Origin of the sequence: Microvirga arvi (assembly GCF_016892765.1) — a bacterium.
Lineage (GTDB): Bacteria > Pseudomonadota > Alphaproteobacteria > Rhizobiales > Beijerinckiaceae > Microvirga > Microvirga arvi.
Genome location: NZ_JAFEMD010000064.1, coordinates 1 through 20,925 on the forward strand (window position 1 = coordinate 1; position 20,925 = coordinate 20,925).

Annotated in this window: 19 protein-coding genes; 11 read left to right on the forward strand and 8 right to left on the reverse strand. The window is 63.4% G+C overall.

Going from position 1 to position 20,925, the window contains the following annotated elements; translation table 11 throughout:
- Window positions 1–94: 94 nt before the first annotated feature.
- Entirely contained in the window at window positions 95–3,034 is a 2,940-nt protein-coding gene (locus ILT44_RS25215; RefSeq protein ID WP_204242365.1) for a bifunctional diguanylate cyclase/phosphodiesterase, read from the reverse strand.
- A gap of 338 nt (window positions 3,035–3,372) precedes the next feature.
- Here ILT44_RS25215 and ILT44_RS25220 point away from each other — a divergent pair, with 338 nt between their 5' ends.
- A complete protein-coding gene (locus tag ILT44_RS25220; protein ID WP_204242366.1) occupies window positions 3,373–4,287 on the forward strand; it encodes a hypothetical protein in 915 nt (304 codons plus the stop codon).
- Between the two features lie 71 nt (window positions 4,288–4,358).
- On the opposite strand, the gene ssb is transcribed toward ILT44_RS25220, so the two are convergent.
- The 4 genes from ssb to ILT44_RS25240 all read right to left on the reverse strand — a co-directional run bounded on the left by ssb (window position 4,359) and on the right by ILT44_RS25240 (window position 6,430).
- Entirely contained in the window at window positions 4,359–4,856 is a 498-nt protein-coding gene (gene ssb, locus ILT44_RS25225; RefSeq protein WP_204242367.1) for a single-stranded DNA-binding protein, read from the reverse strand.
- Between the two features lie 244 nt (window positions 4,857–5,100).
- Window positions 5,101–5,376 carry a hypothetical protein gene (locus tag ILT44_RS25230; protein ID WP_204242368.1) on the reverse strand — a complete coding sequence of 92 codons (276 nt, stop codon included), beginning with the start codon at window positions 5,374–5,376 and terminating at the stop codon, window positions 5,101–5,103.
- A 29-nt stretch (window positions 5,377–5,405) separates the two neighbouring features.
- Complete coding sequence (locus ILT44_RS25235; RefSeq protein WP_204242369.1) at window positions 5,406–5,828, reverse strand: hypothetical protein; 423 nt, start codon at window positions 5,826–5,828, stop codon at window positions 5,406–5,408.
- On the reverse strand, window positions 5,825–6,430 hold the full coding sequence (locus ILT44_RS25240) for a hypothetical protein (RefSeq protein ID WP_204242370.1): 606 nt from the start codon (window positions 6,428–6,430) through the stop codon (window positions 5,825–5,827). Before ILT44_RS25240 ends, ILT44_RS25235 begins: the two co-directional genes overlap by 4 nt.
- Window positions 6,431–6,722: 292 nt before the next feature.
- On the opposite strand from ILT44_RS25240, the gene ILT44_RS25245 reads away from it, so the two are divergent.
- Genes ILT44_RS25245 through ILT44_RS25255 form a run of 3 tightly spaced genes read left to right on the forward strand, consistent with a single transcriptional unit; the run spans window position 6,723 to window position 9,840 of the window.
- On the forward strand, window positions 6,723–7,019 hold the full coding sequence (locus tag ILT44_RS25245) for a hypothetical protein (protein WP_204242371.1): 297 nt from the start codon (window positions 6,723–6,725) through the stop codon (window positions 7,017–7,019).
- Window positions 7,016–8,842 (forward strand): AAA family ATPase, encoded by a 1,827-nt coding sequence (locus ILT44_RS25250; RefSeq protein WP_204242372.1) that lies wholly within the window; start codon window positions 7,016–7,018, stop codon window positions 8,840–8,842. Before ILT44_RS25245 ends, ILT44_RS25250 begins: the two co-directional genes overlap by 4 nt.
- Entirely contained in the window at window positions 8,839–9,840 is a 1,002-nt protein-coding gene (locus ILT44_RS25255; RefSeq protein WP_204242373.1) for a metallophosphoesterase, read from the forward strand. Before ILT44_RS25250 ends, ILT44_RS25255 begins: the two co-directional genes overlap by 4 nt.
- A 56-nt stretch (window positions 9,841–9,896) precedes the next feature.
- Here ILT44_RS25255 and ILT44_RS25260 read toward each other — a convergent pair whose 3' ends face one another.
- On the reverse strand, window positions 9,897–10,547 hold the full coding sequence (locus ILT44_RS25260) for a hypothetical protein (RefSeq protein WP_204242374.1): 651 nt from the start codon (window positions 10,545–10,547) through the stop codon (window positions 9,897–9,899).
- Between the two features lie 362 nt (window positions 10,548–10,909).
- Here ILT44_RS25260 and ILT44_RS25265 point away from each other — a divergent pair, with 362 nt between their 5' ends.
- The 3 genes from ILT44_RS25265 (at window position 10,910) to ILT44_RS25275 (ending at window position 14,097) form a co-directional block, all read left to right on the forward strand.
- The gene (locus ILT44_RS25265; RefSeq protein ID WP_204242375.1) at window positions 10,910–11,581 is read left to right on the forward strand and encodes a hypothetical protein; all 672 of its coding nucleotides are present in this window, start codon (window positions 10,910–10,912) and stop codon (window positions 11,579–11,581) included.
- 92 nt (window positions 11,582–11,673) lie between these two features.
- Complete coding sequence (recD2, locus tag ILT44_RS25270; protein ID WP_204242376.1) at window positions 11,674–13,863, forward strand: SF1B family DNA helicase RecD2; 2,190 nt, start codon at window positions 11,674–11,676, stop codon at window positions 13,861–13,863.
- 66 nt (window positions 13,864–13,929) lie between these two features.
- A complete protein-coding gene (locus ILT44_RS25275) occupies window positions 13,930–14,097 on the forward strand; it encodes a hypothetical protein (RefSeq protein ID WP_204242377.1) in 168 nt (55 codons plus the stop codon).
- On the opposite strand, the gene ILT44_RS25280 is transcribed toward ILT44_RS25275, so the two are convergent.
- Window positions 14,040–15,929, reverse strand: coding sequence for a glycosyltransferase (locus ILT44_RS25280; RefSeq protein WP_204242378.1), 1,890 nt, complete (start codon window positions 15,927–15,929; stop codon window positions 14,040–14,042). The two genes, ILT44_RS25275 and ILT44_RS25280, sit on opposite strands and share 58 nt — an antisense overlap.
- A gap of 62 nt (window positions 15,930–15,991) precedes the next feature.
- On the opposite strand from ILT44_RS25280, the gene ILT44_RS25285 reads away from it, so the two are divergent.
- Window positions 15,992–16,870 carry a transporter substrate-binding domain-containing protein gene (locus ILT44_RS25285; RefSeq protein WP_204242379.1) on the forward strand — a complete coding sequence of 293 codons (879 nt, stop codon included), beginning with the start codon at window positions 15,992–15,994 and terminating at the stop codon, window positions 16,868–16,870.
- Between the two features lie 104 nt (window positions 16,871–16,974).
- Window positions 16,975–18,708, forward strand: coding sequence for a lysine--tRNA ligase (locus ILT44_RS25290; RefSeq protein WP_204242380.1), 1,734 nt, complete (start codon window positions 16,975–16,977; stop codon window positions 18,706–18,708).
- Between the two features lie 3 nt (window positions 18,709–18,711).
- Here ILT44_RS25290 and ILT44_RS25295 read toward each other — a convergent pair whose 3' ends face one another.
- The gene (locus ILT44_RS25295) at window positions 18,712–19,344 is read right to left on the reverse strand and encodes a S24 family peptidase (RefSeq protein WP_239468527.1); all 633 of its coding nucleotides are present in this window, start codon (window positions 19,342–19,344) and stop codon (window positions 18,712–18,714) included.
- A gap of 154 nt (window positions 19,345–19,498) precedes the next feature.
- Here ILT44_RS25295 and ILT44_RS25300 point away from each other — a divergent pair, with 154 nt between their 5' ends.
- Window positions 19,499–19,843, forward strand: coding sequence for a DUF952 domain-containing protein (locus ILT44_RS25300; protein WP_204242382.1), 345 nt, complete (start codon window positions 19,499–19,501; stop codon window positions 19,841–19,843).
- Complete coding sequence (locus tag ILT44_RS25305) at window positions 19,840–20,925, forward strand: quinone-dependent dihydroorotate dehydrogenase (RefSeq protein ID WP_204242383.1); 1,086 nt, start codon at window positions 19,840–19,842, stop codon at window positions 20,923–20,925. Before ILT44_RS25300 ends, ILT44_RS25305 begins: the two co-directional genes overlap by 4 nt.

The following is a 20,925-nucleotide window of genomic DNA, read 5'->3' on the forward strand; positions in this document are numbered from 1 at the left end:
AACCTGAAGGTCACAGGTTCAAATCCTGTCCCCGCAACCAAACAGAAGCCCTCGCAGGCGAAAGCCGCAGGGGCTTTGATGCGTCTGAAGACCATCACGCGCCTGAGCGACGGCGGAAACGCTCCAGCAGACCCGGAACGGCACAGCCGGGAACAGCAGCGGAATACAAGTATCCCTGGGCATAATGGCAGCCTAAGCGCTGCAGGCGTTGCTCCTGACCATGCGTCTCGACGCCTTCGGCTGTGATCTTGATGTTCAGGCTTCTGCCCAAGCGGGTCACCGCTGCGATGATGGCTTCGTCGTCCGCATTCCGATCAAGATCCTCGACAAAAGTCCGGTCTATCTTCACGTGATCGACCGGAAAGTGCTTGAGGTGCATGAGAGAAGCGTATCCTGTCCCGAAGTCATCCAGGGCAATGCCGATGCCGCTGTTGCGGAACTGCCTGAGAATGGCTGATATGCATTCGGAGCTTCGACCCAGCAGCACCGTCTCCGTAATCTCGATCTCGAAGGATTCCGTCGGGATCCGAGCCTCATCGAGAACTTCGAGGATCTCGTCCACTAGGCGCGGCTGGCTGAAGTCAGCGGATGAGAAGTTCACCCCAACGCGGCCGAAGGCCAGCTTGTTCTCGCCCCATCGGCGCATATCGGCTGCGACCTTCGCGACGATCTGCCGGCGTATCGCCGGAGCGAGATCCGCATCTTCAAACGCGGCGCCAAAGAAGGTGGGGCTCAGAACGCCTCTTGTCGGGTGTTCCCAGCGCGCCAAAGCCTCGAAACCCACGATCCGCCCCGTCGAAAGACAGATCTTGGGTTGATAGAAGGGTACGATCTCGCTCCTTGCCAGGGCCTCGCGAAGGTCGGCACCAAGGGAGACCCGCTTTTCGATTTCATGTCGCATGACGGGTGAGTAAGTCAGCACGCGGTTCCGGCCTTGTGCCTTGGCACGGTAAAGAGCGATATCGGCGCTCTTCATCAGTTCGGCCGGGTCGCGACCATGGTCCGGAAAGGCAGCAACGCCAATGCTGGCGCGACTCGACACAATGCGTTTCCGGTAAGTGAACGGCTCGCGCAATGTGCCGACGATACGGTTTGCGAATTGCGCAGCCTCATCCAGCGTCATCGAATCCTTGAGAAGAATCGCGAACTCGTCACCGCCGAGTCTTGCAACGGTATCGGATGGACGCACAAGATCGGCGAGGCGACGGGATGCCTCCTGAAGCAGGGCATCCCCGGCATCATGACCGAGGGTGTCGTTCACGTCCTTGAAGTCATCCAGGTCAATCAGGAGGAGGCTAACGCTTGTGCTGCTGATCCTGGCATCCGACAAAGCCTGCTCGAGACAGCGGTGGAACAGCCCTCTGTTGGGAAGCCCGGTCAGGGAATCATGATTGGCTGTCCGCCAGATCTCCTCTTCCGCCGCTTTGCGGTCCGTGATGTCGAAAGTGACGCCGACCACACGATCTGCCGAAGCGAGCTCTGCTCGCGAGCCAAACCAAAGCACTTTTCCGCTCGGCAGGATGTACCGGAACTCGGATGTGTAGGATCCCTGGGCCTTTACCTGCCGGGCATAATGCTGCCGTAGAGCTCGATCTTCAGGATGCACCTTATCTAGAAAGTCCGCCAGCGAACCGGAGCCGACCCCGAGAAGGGACATCGCGTTTTGAGAGCGAGTGATGTAGTCGGTCCGAAGATCCTGCTCCCATGCGAACATGCGCCCTGCATGAAGGGCAAGTCGCAGCCTTTCCTCGCTGTCGCGGAGCTTCTCTTCGACCAGCTTGCGGTCGTGGATATCCGCTATGCTGCCCACCCATTCACGAATGGTCCCGTCTGGATTCCGCAGGGCAACCGCATTCGCGAGCATCCACCGGTATTCACCGTCGGCAAGCTTGATTCGAAATTCGTTCTGATACGGGGCCCCTGAGGATACAGCCCACAGCCACGCAGCTTTGACCCTGGCAAGGTCATCGCGATGAACGAAGTCTAGCCATCCCTGACCCGCATACGCATCGCCGATCAGGCCGCCGATCTCAATGGTGCCCTCAAGATGCGTCAGCGTTCCGTCAGGAGCGGCGAGCCACAGGACAACGGCGCTCGCCTCCAGGAGAGCCTTGTACTGCTCCTGCCGCTCGGCTGCTTCACTCTCGGCCGATTTCCAATTATGGATATCGGTATATGTGCCGAACCAGCGCTCGATCGTGCCTTGCGAGTCATAGGATGGCAGTGCCCGCGCCAGGATCCATCGATACTCACCCGAATGATGAAGCAAGCGGCAGGTTGCTTCGTAAGGCTCGCCTGTCTGGGCCGAGTGTTGCCATCGGGCCCAGGTCGGCTCGCGATCATCGGGGTGGAGCATCTCAATCCACCCGGACCCTGTCGAAGAGCCGGCAGGCGCGCCGGTGAACTGGTACCAGTGCCTGTTGGAATGCTCATCATGTCCGTCGCTGCGGGCAGACCAGATCATGTGGGGAAGGGCATCGGCAATCGCTGTGAACGACTGCCGTTCCTGCGCCAGCGCACGCTCGGTCCGGCGGAGCTTGAGCAGGTTCATGACGCTTGCGGCGAGAGTGAGGAGCGTGTCGGATTGCTCCTGCGACAGTCCCTGCGGTCTCGGTTTCGAGTCCAGAACGCAGACGGTGCCGAGAGGAAGCCCTTCATCGGTCTTGATGACTGCCCCAGCGTAGAAGCGAAGTTCCGGCTCGCCCTGCACGAAAGGATTGCAGGTAAAGCGCGGATCATCGACTGCATCCGTGACGACGAAGAGATCGGGCTGAAGGATCGCCTGCGCACAGAAGGCTGCGTCGAGAGCGGTTTCGCGAAGGTTCGCGCCGACACTGGCCTTGGACCATTGCTGGTGCTCATCGACAAAGTTGATGAGGGCGATCGGCGTATGACAGACCCTCGCAGCAATCCTGGCGATGTCATCGAAAGCCTTTTCAGGCTCCGTGCCCATGATTGAAAAGCTCCGCAAGGCTGTCACGCGATCGGCTTCCGCCCAGGGAGGGGAGAGTTTTTTGACGACGAGTTGCGTCATTGGCTTCCGGTCCTCACGGCTGGCGTTCGGCGGGCGAAGAAGGAACCGGCTGAAGAGTCATGCAATAACAATATTGTATCATTTGTAGTAAAATCGAGGAGATCGAAGGAGACTATACATGAGATTGCTTCCTTAAAGCTGAATCTTAGATGCGGCGTTTTTCGACGTTGGAGACGGGTCGGCTCGGGAAGCGACGGTCGCCGATAGAAACGGAGGAACGTCGGGGCCTGTCGATCGCCACGGTAGATAGGGGTGCGGCCTTGATGGGGATCTAAATCGGCGGGCAGGCTGTTGTGTTTTCAAAGTGAACCACATCATGGCCTTAAGAGCGGTCTTACATGGAGATTGCATCCGCCTTCCAGATTGCTCCGTCCGATGACGAGGAGAAGCCGGGCGCCTACGCGGCCTTTCCTTATGATCGCGATCTGGTGCGACGCTTCCGCGAGACCTTTCCCCGGGCAAGATGGCGCGGTGCGGAGCTGCGCTGGTTCGTGCCTGGCACGACAGCGGTCCAGCGGCTCGACACATGGGTGGCGCAGGAACTGCAAACCCTGGACCGGCATGCAGATGCCAAAGGGCGGGATGCGTTTGCTTTTGACCCCCTGGAGAGCTCCTACCTCACGATTGCGGATGATCTGAGGGTGCGCACACCCTATTCGCGCACGATCGTGGAGGCTCTGCGGTCCATTCCGTGGGCTCATTGGGACCCGGAGGAGCGGATCTGGCGGGTGCCGTTCCGTTCCTACGAGGAGCTGAAATCGCGCTGGCCCGACATCGAGGCGGCGGCTCGCCGCAATGAGCCCGCCGCGCGCCAGAAGCGACGCGAGGAGCAGAAAGCGCAAGTTTCCGAGGAGACAAGCCGGGTTCAGGCCGAGCGGCGGCGCAGGCGCTATCCTGTTACGGGCGACGACCTGCCGCCTCTCGGGCTCCCGGTGTCCATCGACCGGTGGGGCGTCGTCGTGTTCGAGGATATCCAGGACCTCCCCCTCCATGATCCTGAGGTGGCGGAGTTCTATCCGCACGTTCGGGACGATCCGGCCCGCTATGTCTGGGCCCGGTGGCGGATGCCGAGCCTGCAGGAGGTCTATCGTACCAGACCCGCTCGCACGGATGAGGAGCCTGAACTCCGCTCGACCCGTGGCTGGTGGTGGGCAAGCCGTGACGAGCTGCGGGAGAGGGCGCGCAAGCTGCGCGAGGTGGAGCGGGCGCAGCGCGCGCGGCACGAGGTGAGGAAGACTTCGGCCGAGGTTTGAGGTTGCCCGCATGGGGCACAAAAAATCCGGGCGCGAAGCCCGGATTTCTGGAAGCATCGGTTCTGCAGGGATCAGAACGGGATGTCGTCGTCGAAATCGCTGTGACGGGAGCCGCCTGCCGGTTCCGGCCTGCGCTCCATCGGCGAGGAGCGCCCGAAGTCGCCGCCTCTGGCGACCTGGCCCGGCTCCTCCTCGGCCAAGTCCGACGAGCCGCCGCCGCGGCTGTCCAGGATCGTCAGCTCGCCGCGGAAGCGCTGCAGCACCACCTCGGTGGTGTACTTCTCCTGGCCCGACTGGTCGGTCCACTTGCGCGTCTGCAGCTGGCCCTCAAGATACACCTTCGAGCCCTTCTTCAGGTACTGCTCGGCCACCCGGCCCAAGTTCTCGTTGAAGATCACCACCGAGTGCCACTCGGTCTTCTCCTTGCGCTCGCCCGTGCCCTTGTCCTTCCAGGTCTCGGACGTGGCAATCCGCAGGTTCACCACCGGCTCCCCGTTGCCCAACCGGCGAACCTCAGGGTCCCGGCCCAGATTGCCAACCAATATCACCTTGTTCACAGATCCAGCCATAATGGCCTCTCCACTTATATCTCCTGAACAGCTGGGGCATGGGAAATGCCGCACGTTTTCAGGTCGGTTGCACATTCCTGCCCCAAGGTGGGCATCACCTATTGTTCTATATTTGTTCCACGTGAAACACAAGGGTGAAGGTGAGAGCCGTCTTGAAATGACAGGGTCTGCTGCGGGGCGGACGACCATGTAAAAAGGGAGCGGTGATGCCTCACCGCTCCCCGGAATTCATGCAGCTTGGGCGTTACTCGGCCGCCTGGAGGTAAATCACCTGCGACTGCTCCCTCTGCACATCGCGCAGCGTCCGCGCCATGTAGGTGAGCTGCTCGATGGCCTTCTCGAGATCGTGCTTGGTGCCTGCCTCGAGGTCGTAAGCCTGGCGTCCCCGGTAGAGCCGGTTGACCTGGCTCTCCATCTCCGCGGCGGTCTCGCGGATGCGGTGGACGAGGTTGTCTGCGATGACGTTGGCGTTGCCGTCGACAACGCAGAAGCCGACATCGCTTGCGCGTATCTTAGCCATGGGTTGATACCTCTTCTTGTTGTTTCGTCTCAGGCAACGGCCCGTTGTCCTTGTTCGGCATAGACGCCGAGCCGGCGGGCCAGAGAGTGTTTCGTCACGGGGCCGATCCAGGGCAGCGTCGCGAGATAACGCAGCTTGTCCGGGCTTGCCGTGTATTCCTCGAACAGGCGCTCACGCTCGCGCCAGACCCTGTCGATGGCCTCAGCCTTCGCCGGATGGCGAAAGCCCACGCGAGCAGTGGAGCCGAAGCTCAGCGCGCGGATGCAGCGCTCGAACGTGCGACGGCCGATGGCCGGCGTCACGCTGGCATGGCAGATCGCCTCAATCACATGCTGCACGAACTCGTCCGCAGTTTCAGGCGCCGACGTCTCCGCACCGGAGATGTCGCCCTGAAAAGCGCTCGCGCCGTTGCGCATCATCTCTTCAAGCCCAAAGCTCGGCATTGGTCTCACCGTATGTTCCAGGCCGCCTGAAGCAGCCGAACGAGCTTCGTCCCGGTCTTTCGAATGCGGCGCGGCGCCTGCCATGACGGGCCGGCTTCGCGAGCTGCGGTCAGACGTTCGGAACGGTTGTGCAGGTTCTTCAAAAACGGACGCATGCCGGTTTCGGTGCGCATGCGCCAAACTAATTTCGCGCCCTGAAAACCTTGACCATTCAAGGGTTTATATGAAGAGCGCGGCTTCACTAAAATGGGGTTTGGACCCGTTTGATGCAAGGGGCGCGGGATGGCCGGAACGGAGCCTGAGACAGCTCTTGTAGCCTTCGGCCAGGCCGCGACTTCGCAGCGCGCAACCTTGAGGCTCTGCGCCAGATCCACGCCCGCGCCGATGCCGTAAACAGACAGGGCGCAGGTGAAGGCCTCGGAGAACGGCTGCATGCCGCACCAGCTCTTTTCCGCCATGTGCAGCGGCCATGACCACAACCCATCCTCGCGCCGCTGCCCGAGGCTTTCGCGGTCGATGAAATAGCCGGTCCGCTTGTGCTCGAGGCCGCTCGCGCTCACGAGCCATTCCTCGTTCTCGAAGATCGGTCGCTCTTCCATCATGGCGCTCATCACCAGATCCTTGTGCTAAGGGCCGTTCGGCACTGCCCTAATGAGGTCACATCCACGACGCATACAGATGATGTGAACAAAACAAGAACATAGCCTCAGCGGCCTCTGTGTCAAGCAAAGTCCGCTGTTGGAGACTGTAATCTTGGAGTAACGGATACTATGTGGAGGGTCGGGTGCCAGGATTGAAGAGATCGTCCCTGATCCAGTCCAAAAAGAGGCAAAGTCGTTGCGACGAAATATCGCTGACGATAACTGAAGCTCGACCATTCATCTGCAACGGAGCCGCGATTCGATGACCAGCCTGACACGCGTTGAGACGGACCAGCTCCGGCGCCTGGAGGAGTTGCGCAAGACCTTCGACAAGCTGCGGGCGGAGCGGATCAGGGCGGAGGGCGAGGTCGAGCGTCTGACGCGCGATCTTGAGGAGGCGCGCGCGCTCGCCAGGACCGAGTTGGGAACCGACGACGAGACGGAAATTCAGGGGCTGATCGAAGAAGCCCAGGCACGGAACGCCAAGCTTGCGGAAGAGTTCGGTACGGCTCTGCGAGAGGTCGAGGCGCGCCTCAAGCAGCTCGGAGACGAGCGTTGATCCTGCCTTCCATCAATCACGATGTCACGCGCGCGGAGGCGTCCCTCGCGCGCCTCGAGGGGCGGCGCGATGCTATCCGCACACGGGTCGCGGAGCTGAAGCGGGAGATCGAGCTCGCCAAGGGCCGCTTGGCGGTGAAGGACGAGGTGGAGGCCTTCATCGAGACCGTGCACGGCTCCGCAAGCCGCCGCAGCCTGTCCGCCTTCGAGACCCTGCTGACGGCGCTGGTGCAGGAGGTTCTGCCGGGCGAAAAGCCGGTGGCGCTGGAGCTCTCGACGGAGCGCGGTCTCGCCTCCCTCGACATCTGCGTGCGCCGCCCCGACGGTAGCTTGGAGGATGTGCTCGAGGACAATGGCGGCGCGCTCACCAATGTCATCGGCATGGCTTTGCGCCTGATCGCCGTGGTCAAGGCGGATGTGGCGCGCTTTCTGGCGCTCGACGAGGCGGATTGCTGGATCGCGCCGGACCGCGTGTCGTCCTTCTACACGGTGCTGGAGGATGGGGCCGCGCGTCTCGGCGTGCAGTGCCTGGCCGTTTCGCATCACGACCTGTCGCAGTTCTCCGGCAAGTTCCACATCGCGCGCATCGCTGGGGAGCCCGCCACCGGTGTCGAGGTGCTGTCCTCCGACACCAGCGCGCAATGGGACGATGCGCAGCCGGGCCTGCGCTTCATCCGCCTCGTCAACGTGCAGGCCTACAAGGATGCGACGCTGCCTCTGAGCCCGGGCGTCAATGCGCTCATCGGCCCGAACAACCGCGGCAAGTCCACCTTCATCCGTGCGCTACGCGCCGTGTTCTATGGCGAGGCGCGCGACAGCCTCGTGCGCGCCGGCGCAAAGTCGGCACTGGTGGAGATCGGCGTTGCCGGACGGAGGACGCTGCGCTTCACGCGGCAACCGCGCCGCTCGCCGGTCAACATCTGGTCGCTGCACGAGGCGGATGGTTCCGTTGTCGAGGAGCAGGGCATGCGCTACGAGACCGGCGGCCGCAATGTGCCGGACTGGGTCGCCGATCTCATCCGCATCCGCAAGGTCGAGGATCTCGACGTCCACATCGCGCATCAGAAGTTTCCGGTGTTCCTCTTGGGCGAGGCGGCGTCTCGGCGCTCGGCCGTTCTCTCCATCGGGCAGGAGGCGGGCTATATCCGCGACATGCTCGTCATCCACCGCGAGCGCTGCCGTCGCGACAACGATCTCGCGCGCCATGGCGAGCGCGAGCTGATGGGGTTGAGCGACACGCTCGAAGGGTTGAAGGAACTCGAGGCGCTGAAGGTGAAGCTCTCGGCCGCGCGCCTGAAGGCGGAGAGCATCACGACGGAAGCCGCGCGGCTGGAGCAGCTGCAGAGACACGCGGCGCAGCTTGCCGGGGTCAAGCAGGGGCTGGCGAGGGCTGAGGCTCGCGCCCGCATCACGGAGAAGCTTCCGGCCGGCGAGCAGCTCGCCGATCTCACCCGCGCCGTCGAGCGCTCGCGCGAACGCGAGCGCATCGGGCGCCAGGTGGTTCAGCTGGGTCGCGACCTCGCGCGCAGCCAAGTGCGATTGAAGGCCTTGCAGGAGCTGCCCACATCGTCCCCAACCCTTGAAAACACCGCGGCGGCACAAAACATTCTGAAGCGGATGAACGATCTTCGCAGCGCCTCGCAGATCGCCCGTGGGCGCATGGCGCAGGTCGATGAGGGGCTGAAATCTCTGCAGGCCGAGATGGCGCGTCTCGTCGAGGAGACCGGCGGCCTGTGCCCGACCTGCGGTTCGCCCGTGAAGCCTGAGACCCTGCTCGACCATCACGCCCATTCGCTTAAAGCCTCGGAGCGGCTCACCGCATGATCCTGAACGGAGATCGACTTCCCCCTGTGGCCTGCAGCGGCATTCTCGTGATCGGGGATCCGCATGTGGGCTCGCGGCGTCCCGGCCGGCGCAAGGATGCCATCTGGCCTCAGGCCGTGCTCGGCAAGCTGGAGCGCTGCGTGACGATTGCCAACGAGCGGCAATTGGCCGTCGTCATCCTCGGCGATCTCTTCGACCGTCCGGTCGAGACCGACATGGCGCTCAAGAACCAGCTCGTCCGCATCCTGAAGAGCTTCCATCATCGGCCTCTCGTGAACGTGGGCAATCACGACATTCAGCACACGACGCTGACCGACGGCGACTCGCTGGCGCTCCTGGGCCTCTGCGACATCGTCGATGTGGTGGCGACGTCCGCACCCGTGACCGAGTTCCAGATCGGAGCGCGCCGGATCGGCGTCGGCATGACACCCTACGGCCAGGCCATTCCCACGGATGCGCGCGGCTTCTTCTCCGGCGCCGATCTGCAGGCCTGGTTCACGCATCACGACATCGCCTTCGACGGCGGTTACCCCGGCGCCGTGCCGCCCTTTGCGGTCGAGGGCTGCGACGTGCTTATCAACGGGCACATCCACAAGACCCAAAAGTCGATCCTGGCCGGTCGGACGCGCTGGCTCAACCCCGGCAACATCACGCGCCAGTCCGTCGATCTCGTGGACCACGTGCCGCGCGCCTGGATTCTCGATGGCAGCGGCGAGCTGGAGGCACAGGCGCTGCCCTTCGAGCGCAATGTCTTCGATCTCACGGGACGCGTGGTCGATGCCGCGGATGAAGCGATGGTGGCACGCGAGGTGGAGAGCGCCTTCGTCACCCTGCTTCAGGCGGAATCCTCAACCGAGCTGAAGCGCAGCGGCGACGGCTCCATCATTCGCGACGAGATCGAGGCGAAGTTCGCCGCCGACAGCACATCGGACGCCGTACGCGCCATCGTGCGCTCGCTCCTCGGCGAGGCAGTGGAGCGCCACGCCGCGCAATCATAGTGGTCGCAAACGCATTGTCTTGACGGCGAACCGGAGCCACTTCGCCGGACAATGCTCTAGAAAGCAAACGGATCGGCGAAGGGCAGGCGCCGGCGGCGCACCTGCGTCTCCGGCAGGATCGGGCGGCTGATATCGACCGCGATCAGGCCCTCGCAGGCCAGCGCCAGGACGGCAGCCACGCCGTCCTGCGTGTTCATGACGGCGCTGGCGCAGTCGACAAGCCGCATGGCGCCGACCTCGTCGAGCTGGTGCAGGATGCGTACCCGGTCGCCCGCCGTCACGGGCGTGCGCTTGCAGGCCATGATCAGGCGCATGGTGGTGAAGCGCGGCTCCGCCCGGATGCTTGCCGCCGTCTCGATGATGAAGGGGCGACCGTCGGACGATGTGATCCCGTGGATGGCGGCGGCGCGCAGGGGATGGTTCAGCAGGTCGTCATCCGTTGCCACATCGACGAGGTAGGCGGAGCCGTCGCGAACGACCTCGAAATCGGCGCTGTGTTCGATGGTCTCGTCACCGATCACGAAGGTTGCCGGATCGGCCGGAGCACGCAAGCATTCCACATCTGCATCGAGCTCGCAGACCGACAGGAAATCCGCGATCAGGGCATTGCGCGTGAGCGGCGTGGCGGGGCGCTTGGCAGCCCGGCGGGTGCCGCTACGGCGGGCAGGGCGTCGATCCGAAAGGTCGAGGATCGCTTGCGCGGACATCCGGTCCTCCAGGGTGGCGGTTGCGATGAATAGCCAGGCCGTCCAGAATTCCGGCGAGCGTCGACATCTGGCTTATGAGAACATATATAGAACATGCTTGTTATGGTCAAATCATGACCAGCATCCCAGCCCGCCAAAAACGCCTCCAACTCATGGGCTCCTCTAGGATGTCATGAGACAAAACAGCACACCGGGTAAACTACTGAAACTAATGATTTAAATGGCCTGACATACCGGTCCTCAAGTAGACTGAGGAAGCTAAATTTGGTATAGAACAAAGAACGAACACGCCTGCCGAAACGCGAAAGCGTCAGAAGAGCGTGAAGCCGAGCGACGGGTGCTTTTGAACGTTAGGATCGAGGATGAATACGACCGACAAGAAAATCTCCGAGGTGCTAGCCAAATTCGGCGAGCCGATGGCCGGCAACGTCTGGCGCGTCCAGGGCACGGCCGTGATCTATCACAAGACTCTTGAGCGCATTGCGGCCCAGGCGAAGGTTGTCTTCGACGAGCCCAAGATCATCCGCGCCGAGCGCGATGAGGCGGTGATCCAGGTCACCGGTCGCATGGGCGAACGCATCGAGTGGTCGATCGGCGAGGCGCTGATCGGCGTGAACTACCGCGTCTCCGGCAAGCAGGCAGCCTACGTCTATGCCATGGCGGAGAAGCGGGCGAAGGACCGCGTGATCCTCAAGCTCATCGAATTGCATGGCTATGTCTATTCCGAGGAAGAGGCGGACGAGTTCAAGCAGGGCCGTCCGGGCTTTACCGACCCGCATGTGGAGCTTGAGAAGACCGAGCCTCAGCCGCAGAAGGGCAGGGTCGAGGCTGCTTCCTCCGACGGCAAGGTCGAGGACGATCTGAAGGCGAAGATCAAGAAGGCCAAGACCATCAATGCGGTCACGGACCTGATGCTTCATGCCGACACGCAGAAGGTTCTCTCCGAACTGCCGGAGGGCATCCGCGACGAGATCCGCGACTACGCTAAGGCGCGCCTCGTCGAACTCGGCTGGCCGACCAAGAAGGCAGCCTAACTTTCGCTGCGATCATGGGCGAGACGGGATGAAGCCGTCTCGCCCTTTTCTTTTCCTCGATGGCGTCCCGGCGCTTTTGGTCCCGCTGATCGATGCCGAATTCCTCCGCCTTGGCGGCCTCCGACCAGGAGGCGCTGTCGCTTCCTGAACATCTCGTCGGCTCCATCGAGCGCGTGACGTTCCACAACGACGAGACCGGCTTCTGCGTGCTGCGCGTGAAGGCGCGCGGGCACCGCAAGCCCGTCGTCGTTGTGGGCCATGCGCCGTCGGTGGCCATCGGCGAGGTTGTCGAGGCGAGCGGCGGGTGGCTGCATGACCGCAATCATGGCGTCCAGTTCCGCGCGAGCGAACTGATGACCGCGGCGCCGACCACGGCGGAAGATCTGCAGCGCTTTCTCGGCTCCGGCCTCCTGAAAGGCGTCGGGCCCTCTCTCGCCCAGAGACTCATTGCATCCTTCGGCGCTCGCATCCTCGACGTGATCGAGACGAAACCGCATGAGCTGACGCGTGTGCATGGCATCGCCATGGCCAAGGCCCTCAGCATCGGCGAGGCCTGGGCCGAGCACCGCGCGCTGAAGGAGATCGCCGCTTTCCTCAACGCACACGGCATCGGCGGCTTTCTGCTCACGCGCATCTATCGTGCCTATGGCGTCGGCGCCATCGACATCGTCAAGGCCAACCCGTACCGTCTCGTGCTCGACATTCCCGGCTTCGATTTCGCCCTGGCCGATCAGGTGGCCCTGCAGCTCGATGTCGAACCCACGGCCGAGATCAGGCTTCAGGCCGGTCTGAGCACCATCCTGTCGGAGGCCGTCAGGGAGGGGCATTCCGGCCTGTCTTCGGAGGAACTGTTGCGGCAGGCGAGCCGTCTGCTCGACGTTCCTGGAGGCGAGCTGATGCCCGTGCTCGACGCGCAATGTGCTGCGGGTCAGCTCGTCGCCGACGAACTCGACGGGCGCCGCAGCATCTTCCTGAAGAATCTCTACGGCGCGGAACTCTTCATCGCGCTGCGCCTGAAGGAGATTGGGCAAGGGCTGCATCCCTGGACCGGACTCGATCCCGCACAGGTGATCGCCGAGGCCGAAGCGGCCATCGGCGTGTCCTACTCGCCGAGCCAGCAGGAGGCGCTGGCCTCAGCCTGCCGCTCGAAAGTTCTCGTCGTCACGGGCGGGCCGGGCGTGGGCAAGACCACGCTGATCAGGAGCCTGACGCATCTGTGCGCGCAGCATGAGCTGACGATCGCGCTCTGCGCACCGACCGGCCGGGCGGCAAAGCGTCTGTCGGAGAGCACGGGCTTTCCGGCCAAGACCGTCCACCGGTTGCTGGAAGCCTCCGAGGGCGGCTTCCGGCGCAACGCGAAGACGCCGCTCGAGTGCAACCTCCTCGTCGTCGACGAGGCCTCGATGCTCGACATCCGGCTGATGGCGGCGCTGCTTCGCGCCTTGCCGGACGAGGCCTCCCTGCTCCTCGTCGGCGATGTGGATCAGCTTCCCTCCATCGGCCCCGGGCAGATCCTCTCCGACATCATCGCGTCCGATGCCGTTCCGGTGGTGCACCTGAAGGAGGTGTTCCGGCAGGAGCGGGAGAGCCGCATCATCACGGTGGCCCATGCGATCAACCGAGGGCTCGTTCCCGATCTCGGGCATCGGCCGGATTCGGATTTCTACTTCGTCGAGGCCGACACGCCGGCCGATGCCATGGCCAAGATGACCATCCTCATGCGCGACCGGATTCCGCGCCGCTTCGGCCTCGATCCGGTACGGGACATCCAGGTGCTGTGCCCGATGAATCGCGGGCGGCTCGGCACCCATATGCTAAACGGGGAACTGCAGCAGATCTTCAACCCGCCGGGGCCCGAGAGCCTGCATCGGGCGGGCTGGATCTACGGGCCCGGCGACAAGGTCATGCAGGTCCGCAACGACTACGAGCGGGACGTCTACAACGGTGAGGTGGGCATCGTGCGCGAGGTGAGCCGCGAGTGCGGCGAACTCACCGTCGCCTTCGACGACAGGCTCGTGACCTACACCCTGCAGGAGCTCGACGAGCTCACGCTCGCCTATGCGGTGACGATCCACAAGGCGCAAGGCTCCGAGTACCCGGCCGTGATCATCCCCGTCGCGCTGCAGCAGGCCTCGATGTTGCGGCGCAAGCTCCTCTATACGGGGGTGACGCGGGCAAGCCGCCTGGTGATCCTCGTGGGCAGCAGAGCCGCGCTCGTCCAGGCCGTGGCCTCCGAGGAAGAGCCGCGCCTGTCCCGATTGCGGAACTGGCTCCAGGCCTGATCCCTTCCGTCCAGGGCCGAAACGCTCTATATCTGATCCTGCAAAGGCGCGTTCTGGGAGCACGGAATGAGCGTGGATATCGGACACTCTGACCGTCAGGAGCGGCGGGCTCGCATGGGTCTGATCGCCGGGGCGGTTCTGTGCCTGGTCGCCACGGGCGGTCTCATGTGGTGGCGTTATGGCGGCGCCGTGTTCAACGATCTGGTGCTCACCACCCTGGCCTGGTGCTTCTGAAAGAGACCGGCTCGCGAGGTGCGGGCGAGACCGTGGCTCGTCTTGTTCCAGCGGAAAGGTGCGATGGCCAGCTCCCACAATCCTCTCCAGGCTGCGAGGCTGACGAGGCCGTAATAGAACGGCAGCAGCGGAACCCAGGGCAGCAGCCGCCAGAGACCGCGTCTGTGAAGGGCTACGCAGGCCGGTATGACAACCGACAATGCGCCGAAGGCGAAGAGCGTCAAGGCATAGGCGTTCAGGGCGTTCTTCCAGTGCAGGCCGATAGCCTGTTTAGTCCCGGAGAGCCATGACGCCACGTACAGCCCGGTGAACAGTGGGTAGATCAGGGCGCTGAGCGCGGTTCCCCAGGTCAGAACGAGCGCGCAATACGCACGCCAGATCCCCAACTGGCGCAGCATGGTCCAGGGCTTGCGCGAATGGCCCGCGGCGGTCTGAACGAAGCCCTTCATCCAACGTGTCCTCTGCCGCATCCAGAGCCGCAGGGTGCCGGGCGCCTCCTCGAGGGTGGAGGAGGGGAGGTCCTTCACGTCATAGCCGAGCCGCGCCAGACGGATCCCGAGATCGGCATCCTCGGTCACGTTCCAGGCGTCCCAGCCATGGATCCGCCGCAGCACGGCGGTGCGGAAATGGTTCGAGGTGCCGCCCAAAGCGATGGGGCTGCCGATGTCCGTCAGTCCGGGATTGAACACGTCGAACAAGGCGGCGTACTCGATGGTGTATAGCCGGGTGAGCCATGTGTCGTCCGTGTTGTCGATCGTCAGCCGCGCCTGCAGGCACGCGACGCGCGGCGGCATTTCAGCAAAGCGGGACACCGCCAGCCGCAACTGTCCCGGATCGGGAACATCCTCTGCATCGTAGATGACGGTGAAGCGTCCCCGCGCCAGGGGCAGGGCGACATTGAGCGCGCGGGGCTTGGTGCGAGGTTCGCCTGGGGGAGCGATCAGGATTTCGACATTGCCGGGCACTGCGATGGCGCGGAGAGCCTCTGGCGTTTCCCGATCGTCGACCTCCAGCACGAGCTTGATGTCGAGCTTAGAGGCCGGATAGTCGAGCCGTCCCAGGGCCTCGAGGAGGCGGGTGACGACACGCTTTTCCTGATAGAGGGCGGCAATGATCGTATAGACCGGCAGATCCGCATCTTCGGCGCGGGGCGGCTGGACCGCGGGGCCGACAGGATTGCTCAGGATCGACGTGGCGAGACGGAGGACGATCATCCCGAGGAACAGGGGACTCATGGCCGCCCCCAAAGTCCCGAGGGTCGAACCGGGGGTGTAGCCGAGGCCGAACGCAGCCAGCACGAGAGCAATGCAAAGAACGACGATCTGCCCGTAGCTGAGGTCGGTTGCAAGCTCAGGAGCCTGTTCGGTCAGATCGTGAGCGGCCCGGTGCGCGATGAGCGGCCCCTGAGCCCGGAAGACGGCCTCTCTCAGCCGGCTGGGCGTGGTGATGGCCGGCAAACGTTTGAAAGGACGGTTTTTGAGAAGATTGGCCAGGGCCGGACCCCGAGGTGCCGCCACGAAGCCGGCTTTAGGCCCGGCCAAGGGGGCCAGGGCCGCCAGGATGCTCTCTGGATAGCGGGCGCTCGGCGACAGGCGCGGGTATGCAACGAACGGCACGCCGAGTTCGGCAGCGAGGGCGCGATAGAATTCTTCCTCTGGGACCAAGCCTTGTTTGATGAGGAATTCATCGGCCGGAACCCCGGCGATCTGGGCGAAGATCGCGGCATGCCGCAGGGTTTCGGTCGCATGGCCGTGCCGGGCCAGAAAGCCGATCTCGATCGGCAGCGCTGTTGACTGTGGGGCTCTGTCCGCTAGACCCTGCCTCATGAGCATCGGGTGTTGCTTGAGGGCATTCCGGAGCAGAGCGAAGCCAAGTACAAGAGAATGTCGCCTCGATGGATCTAAATATCGTTACATTGGTTGCTCGCTTTCTTGGCAAGATCAAGCCCATCCGGCAGGCCTGGATGATGGTTTTCCTCTGGCTGGCATCCAGCGCCGCACTGGCCCAGGGCATCAATATTCCGAATTTCTGGGATTCCCGGAGCCAGCTTGAGCGTCCGGATCTGCCCGCGACCCGCACGATCCGCTTCCTGGTCGACGACGACTTTCCGCCGCTTCACTTTTCGGGCCTGGACGGCAACCCGACCGGCCTGTCGGTGGAACTCGCCAGAGCCGCCTGCGAGCGCCTGAGCCTGACCTGCACCATCCAGGTCCGCCGCTTCGATACGCTTCTCAACACCCTCAATGACAAGCAGGGTGATGTGGTGGCGGCCGCCATTCCGGTGACGGCGGATCTGAGGCGGCGCTTTGCGGTGACCGGACCCTATTTCAAGATCCCGGCCCGCTTTGCCGTCCGGAAGGACAGGAACCAGCCGGCGCCCGATGCCAAGACGCTTCAGGGCAAGGCTGTCGGCGTGGTCGGCGGCACCGCCCATGAGGCCTATGCCAAGGCGCTCATGACAGGGGCCTCCCTCAAGCCTTACCAGGAACTGGCGGCAGCGCAGAGCGCTCTCAAGAATGGTGAGATCGACTACCTGTTTGCCGATGGTCTCGGCCTTGCGCTCTGGATCGGGGGCGAGGAGGCGGCGGGATGCTGTGATTTTTCGGGCGGTCCCTACCTCGAGAGCCGCTTCTTCGGGGAGGGGATCGGCTTCATCACGCGCACCGAGGATGAGACCCTGCGCCGCGCCCTGGACTTCGCCCTCCAGCAGCTCTGGAAGGAGGGGAAGTACGCGGAGCTCTACCTGCGCTTCTTCCCGATCAGCCCCTTCTAGGGACGCAAAGGCCTCAGCGCTGACGGGTTTATCGCATTGACCCTGCCTGGACTGATCCCTAGTGTGCCGCGCTTCTGGAAGCATTTCCTTTAAGCACTAGGCCCATGTCCCGACCCCTCTCTCTCGATCCTTCCCTGATTGAAGCCGCCCAGACCGCCACCGCCTGGCCTTTCGAGGAGGCGCGCAAGCTCGTCGAGCGGCTCAAACGGACGGGCAAGACGGAGGCTCTCTTCGAGACGGGCTACGGCCCCTCGGGCCTGCCGCATATCGGCACCTTCGGCGAGGTGGCCCGCACCAGCATGGTGCGCCATGCCTTCCGGGTGCTGACGGGCGACGCCATCCCGACCCGTCTCGTCGCCTTCTCGGACGACATGGACGGCCTGCGCAAGGTGCCGGACAACATCCCGAACAAGGAGCTGGTGGCTGCCTCCCTCGGCAAGCCTCTCACGCAGGTGCCGGACCCGTTCGGCACCCATGAGAGCTTCGCACATCACAACAATGCGCGCCTGCGCGAATTTCTCGACGCCTTCGGCTTCGACTACGAATTCATGTCGGCGACCGAGTGCTACAAGGCCGGTCGTTTCGACAAGACGCTGCTCACCGTCCTCGAGCGCTACGATGCGGTGATGGCGATCATGCTGCCCTCCCTGCGCGAGGAGCGCCAGCAATCCTATTCGCCCTTCCTGCCGCTTCACCCGAAGACCGGGATCGTGATGCAGGTGCCCATCGACGAGCGAAAGGTCGATGCCGGCACCATCGTGTGGCGTGATCCGGACACCGGCGAGCGCTTCGAGACGCCGGTCACCGGCGGTCACGCCAAGCTGCAATGGAAGCCCGACTGGGCCATGCGCTGGGTGGCGCTCGGGGTCGATTACGAGATGGCCGGCAAGGACCTCATCGACAGCGTGAAGCTCTCGGGCGAGATCGCCAAGGCGCTCGGCGGCCTGCCGCCGGACGGGTTCAACTACGAGCTCTTCCTGGACGACAAGGGCCAGAAGATCTCGAAGTCGAAGGGCAACGGCCTCACCATCGACGAGTGGCTCACCTACGGCACGCCGGACAGCCTCCGGCTGTTCATGTTCAGCAAGCCGCGCGAAGCGAAGAAGCTCTATTTCGACGTGATCCCGCGGCAGGTGGACGATTACCTGACCTTCCTGGAGAAGTATCCGGCGCAGGATGCGAAGGCACGCCTGATGAACCCGGTCTGGCACCTGCATGCGGGGCATCCGCCGGCGCCTGAACTGGTGTCTTCCGGTGGAGCCAACCAGCCGGGCACGACGATCTCCTTCTCCATGCTGCTCAACCTCGTGGCGGTGGCGAATTCCGAGGATCCGTCGGTGCTCTGGGGCTTCATCCGCCGCTATGCGCCGGGTGTTTCGCCCGAGACCCATTCCCGCCTCGACAGCCTCGTGAAGCGCGCAGTGCGCTACTTCGAGGATTTCGTGAAGCCGCAGAAGACCTACCGTCTCGCGGATGAGGTCGAGGCCGCTTCGCTGCGCCGGCTCGAAGAGATTCTCGGCTCGTTCGAATCCGGCGAGCGGCCTGCGACAGCGGAGGCGATCCAGGAAGAGATCTACAATGTCGGCCGCGCCGAGCCGCGCTATCAGGATCTCAAGGCCAAGGGCGCCACGCCCGAGCGCCCGGGCGTTTCCATCGAGTGGTTCAACACGATCTATCAGGTGCTGCTCGGCGAGCCGCGCGGTCCGCGCTTCGGATCGTTCGTGGCCCTCTATGGCGTGAAGGAGACGCGGGCCCTGATCCGAAAGGCGCTCAATGGCGATCTCGTGCGCGAGCACGAAGCGTTCCTGAAGGAACGCCAGTCCGGGCGCGCCGCCTGATCCTTACTGCCGCGCCCACATGATCCGGGCCGTCCATGCGATCTCCTCAGCGGGGATCACATGGTCTTCCTGATCCCTGGCGAGGGAGGTCATCTCCAGGGTCTTGGCCGAGCGCCGCTTGAGCTCCTTGGCCAGGATCTGCCCGTTCGTGGTGCAGACCACAACCCGATCCCCCTTGCGGGTGCTGGCTGTCGGCGAGACGATGAGAACGTCTCCATCCCGGTAGAGCGGGACAAGGGAATCGCCCGTCACCTCGAGGGCGAAAACCCTTTCCTGACCGAAGTCCGGAAACTCGAGTTCATCCCAGCCGGGGCCTTCCGTCGGCGTGCCGTCCTCGTTGAGGATCTTCCCCGAGGCCGCTTCCTCCATGCCGATCAGCGGAATCATCGAGCGGCGCAGGGAGCCCGAAGGCTCGACGAGGCGCAGGAAATCCTCGAGCGTCGCACCGGTGGCCTTCAGGATCTTCGAGATCGACTCCGTCGAGGGCCATCGCTCCCGGCCCTCCGGGCTGACGCGTTTCGACTTGTTGAAGCTGGTGGCATCGAGACCGGCCTTGCGCGCGAGGCCCGATGCAGTCATGCCATGACGTGATGCTAACGCATCGATAGCAGCCCAAACGCGTTCGTGGGACAACATCGTAAAAACCTTCGCGTAGGAGCGAATTACTGAAAGCGAACCTATGAATAGGAATTAAGATTGTTCTAAGGCACAGGCAACGGGCTCATGCCTCTTGAGACAATATGTCTAATCAGGGTTGCTCCTGAAGCGACGCAGGATTAATCGGTTTTTCATGCGCATTATCTACAAAATATGCCCTCAATTGCTTTGGCGCGAGGCCGAAAAGGCCGGTTTCTTCGTTGGAGCACCGATCGACATACAAGATGGGTACCTCCACTTTTCAACCGCCGAGCAGGTTCGCGAGACGGCTGCCAAACACTTTGCCGGCCAAACCGATCTCCTGCTGATCGCCATCGATGCCGACTCACTCGGCGAGGCACTGCGCGACGAGCCTTCGCGCGGTGGCGATCTCTTCCCGCACCTCTATGCTCCCTTGCCTTTGTCCGCTGTCCGATGGGTGAAACCACTGCCCCTCGGCGATGATGGCCAACACATCTTTCCGGATCTTGAAGCATGATTGGCGCGCTCTTTTCCCTCGCAAGGCCGGCGCTGCATGCGCTCGATGCCGAGACGGCACACCAGCTGACGATCAGGGGGCTGTCCCTGTTGCCGGTGATGCCATTGCCCACGGACGATCCACGTCTCAGCGTCGACGTGTTCGGCAAAACATTCCCCAATCCCGTCGGGCTCGCACCCGGTTTCGACAAGCAATGCGAAGTGCCGGATCAGCTTCTCGGTCTCGGCTTCGGATTCGTCGAACTCGGCGGGGTCGTGCCAAAGCCGCAGGCAGGCAATCCCCGTCCGCGCGTCTTCCGGCTCACGCGTGACGAAGCGGTCATCAACCGTTTCGGCCTCAACAGCGACGGCCTCGACGCCGCATGCCGACGCCTTGTGCAGCGTCGCGGACGGCCCGGGATCGTCGGCATCAATATCGGGGCGAACAAGGATTCCGCTGATCGCATCGCCGATTATGTCCACTGCATCCAGCACCTGTGCGGGCTTGCCGATTTCCTGACGATCAACGTGTCATCGCCCAACACGCCGGGCTTGCGGGATCTGCAGGGCGAAGCCTTCCTCGACGATCTTCTCGCCCGCAGCATCGAAGCGCGCGACAAGGCGGATCAGAACCGCGCCAAGACCACCATTCTCCTGAAGATCGCGCCCGACATTTCGCTCGATACCCTCGACGCCATCATCGCCACGGCCCTCAAGCGCGGCATCGATGGACTGACCGTTTCCAACACCACCATCGCCCGGTCCGACAGCCTGAAGGAGAAGGCGCTGGCTTCCGAGACGGGCGGCCTCTCGGGCAAGCCTTTGTTCGTCCCCTCCACCAAGCTTCTCGCCGAGGCCTTCCTGCGTGTGGAGCGCAGGCTCCCGCTCATCGGTGTCGGCGGCGTCGATTCCGCAGAATCGGCTTGGGCGAAGATCCGTGCAGGGGCCAGTCTCGTGCAGCTTTACTCGGCCATGGTCTACAAGGGGCCAGGGCTCATCGGAGACATCAAGAGCGGGCTGCTGCAGACGCTCGAAGCTGAGAAGACGTCGCTGACGCTGGCGCTCGGTCGTGACGCGTCGGCGATTGCACGAGGAGAGTTCTAG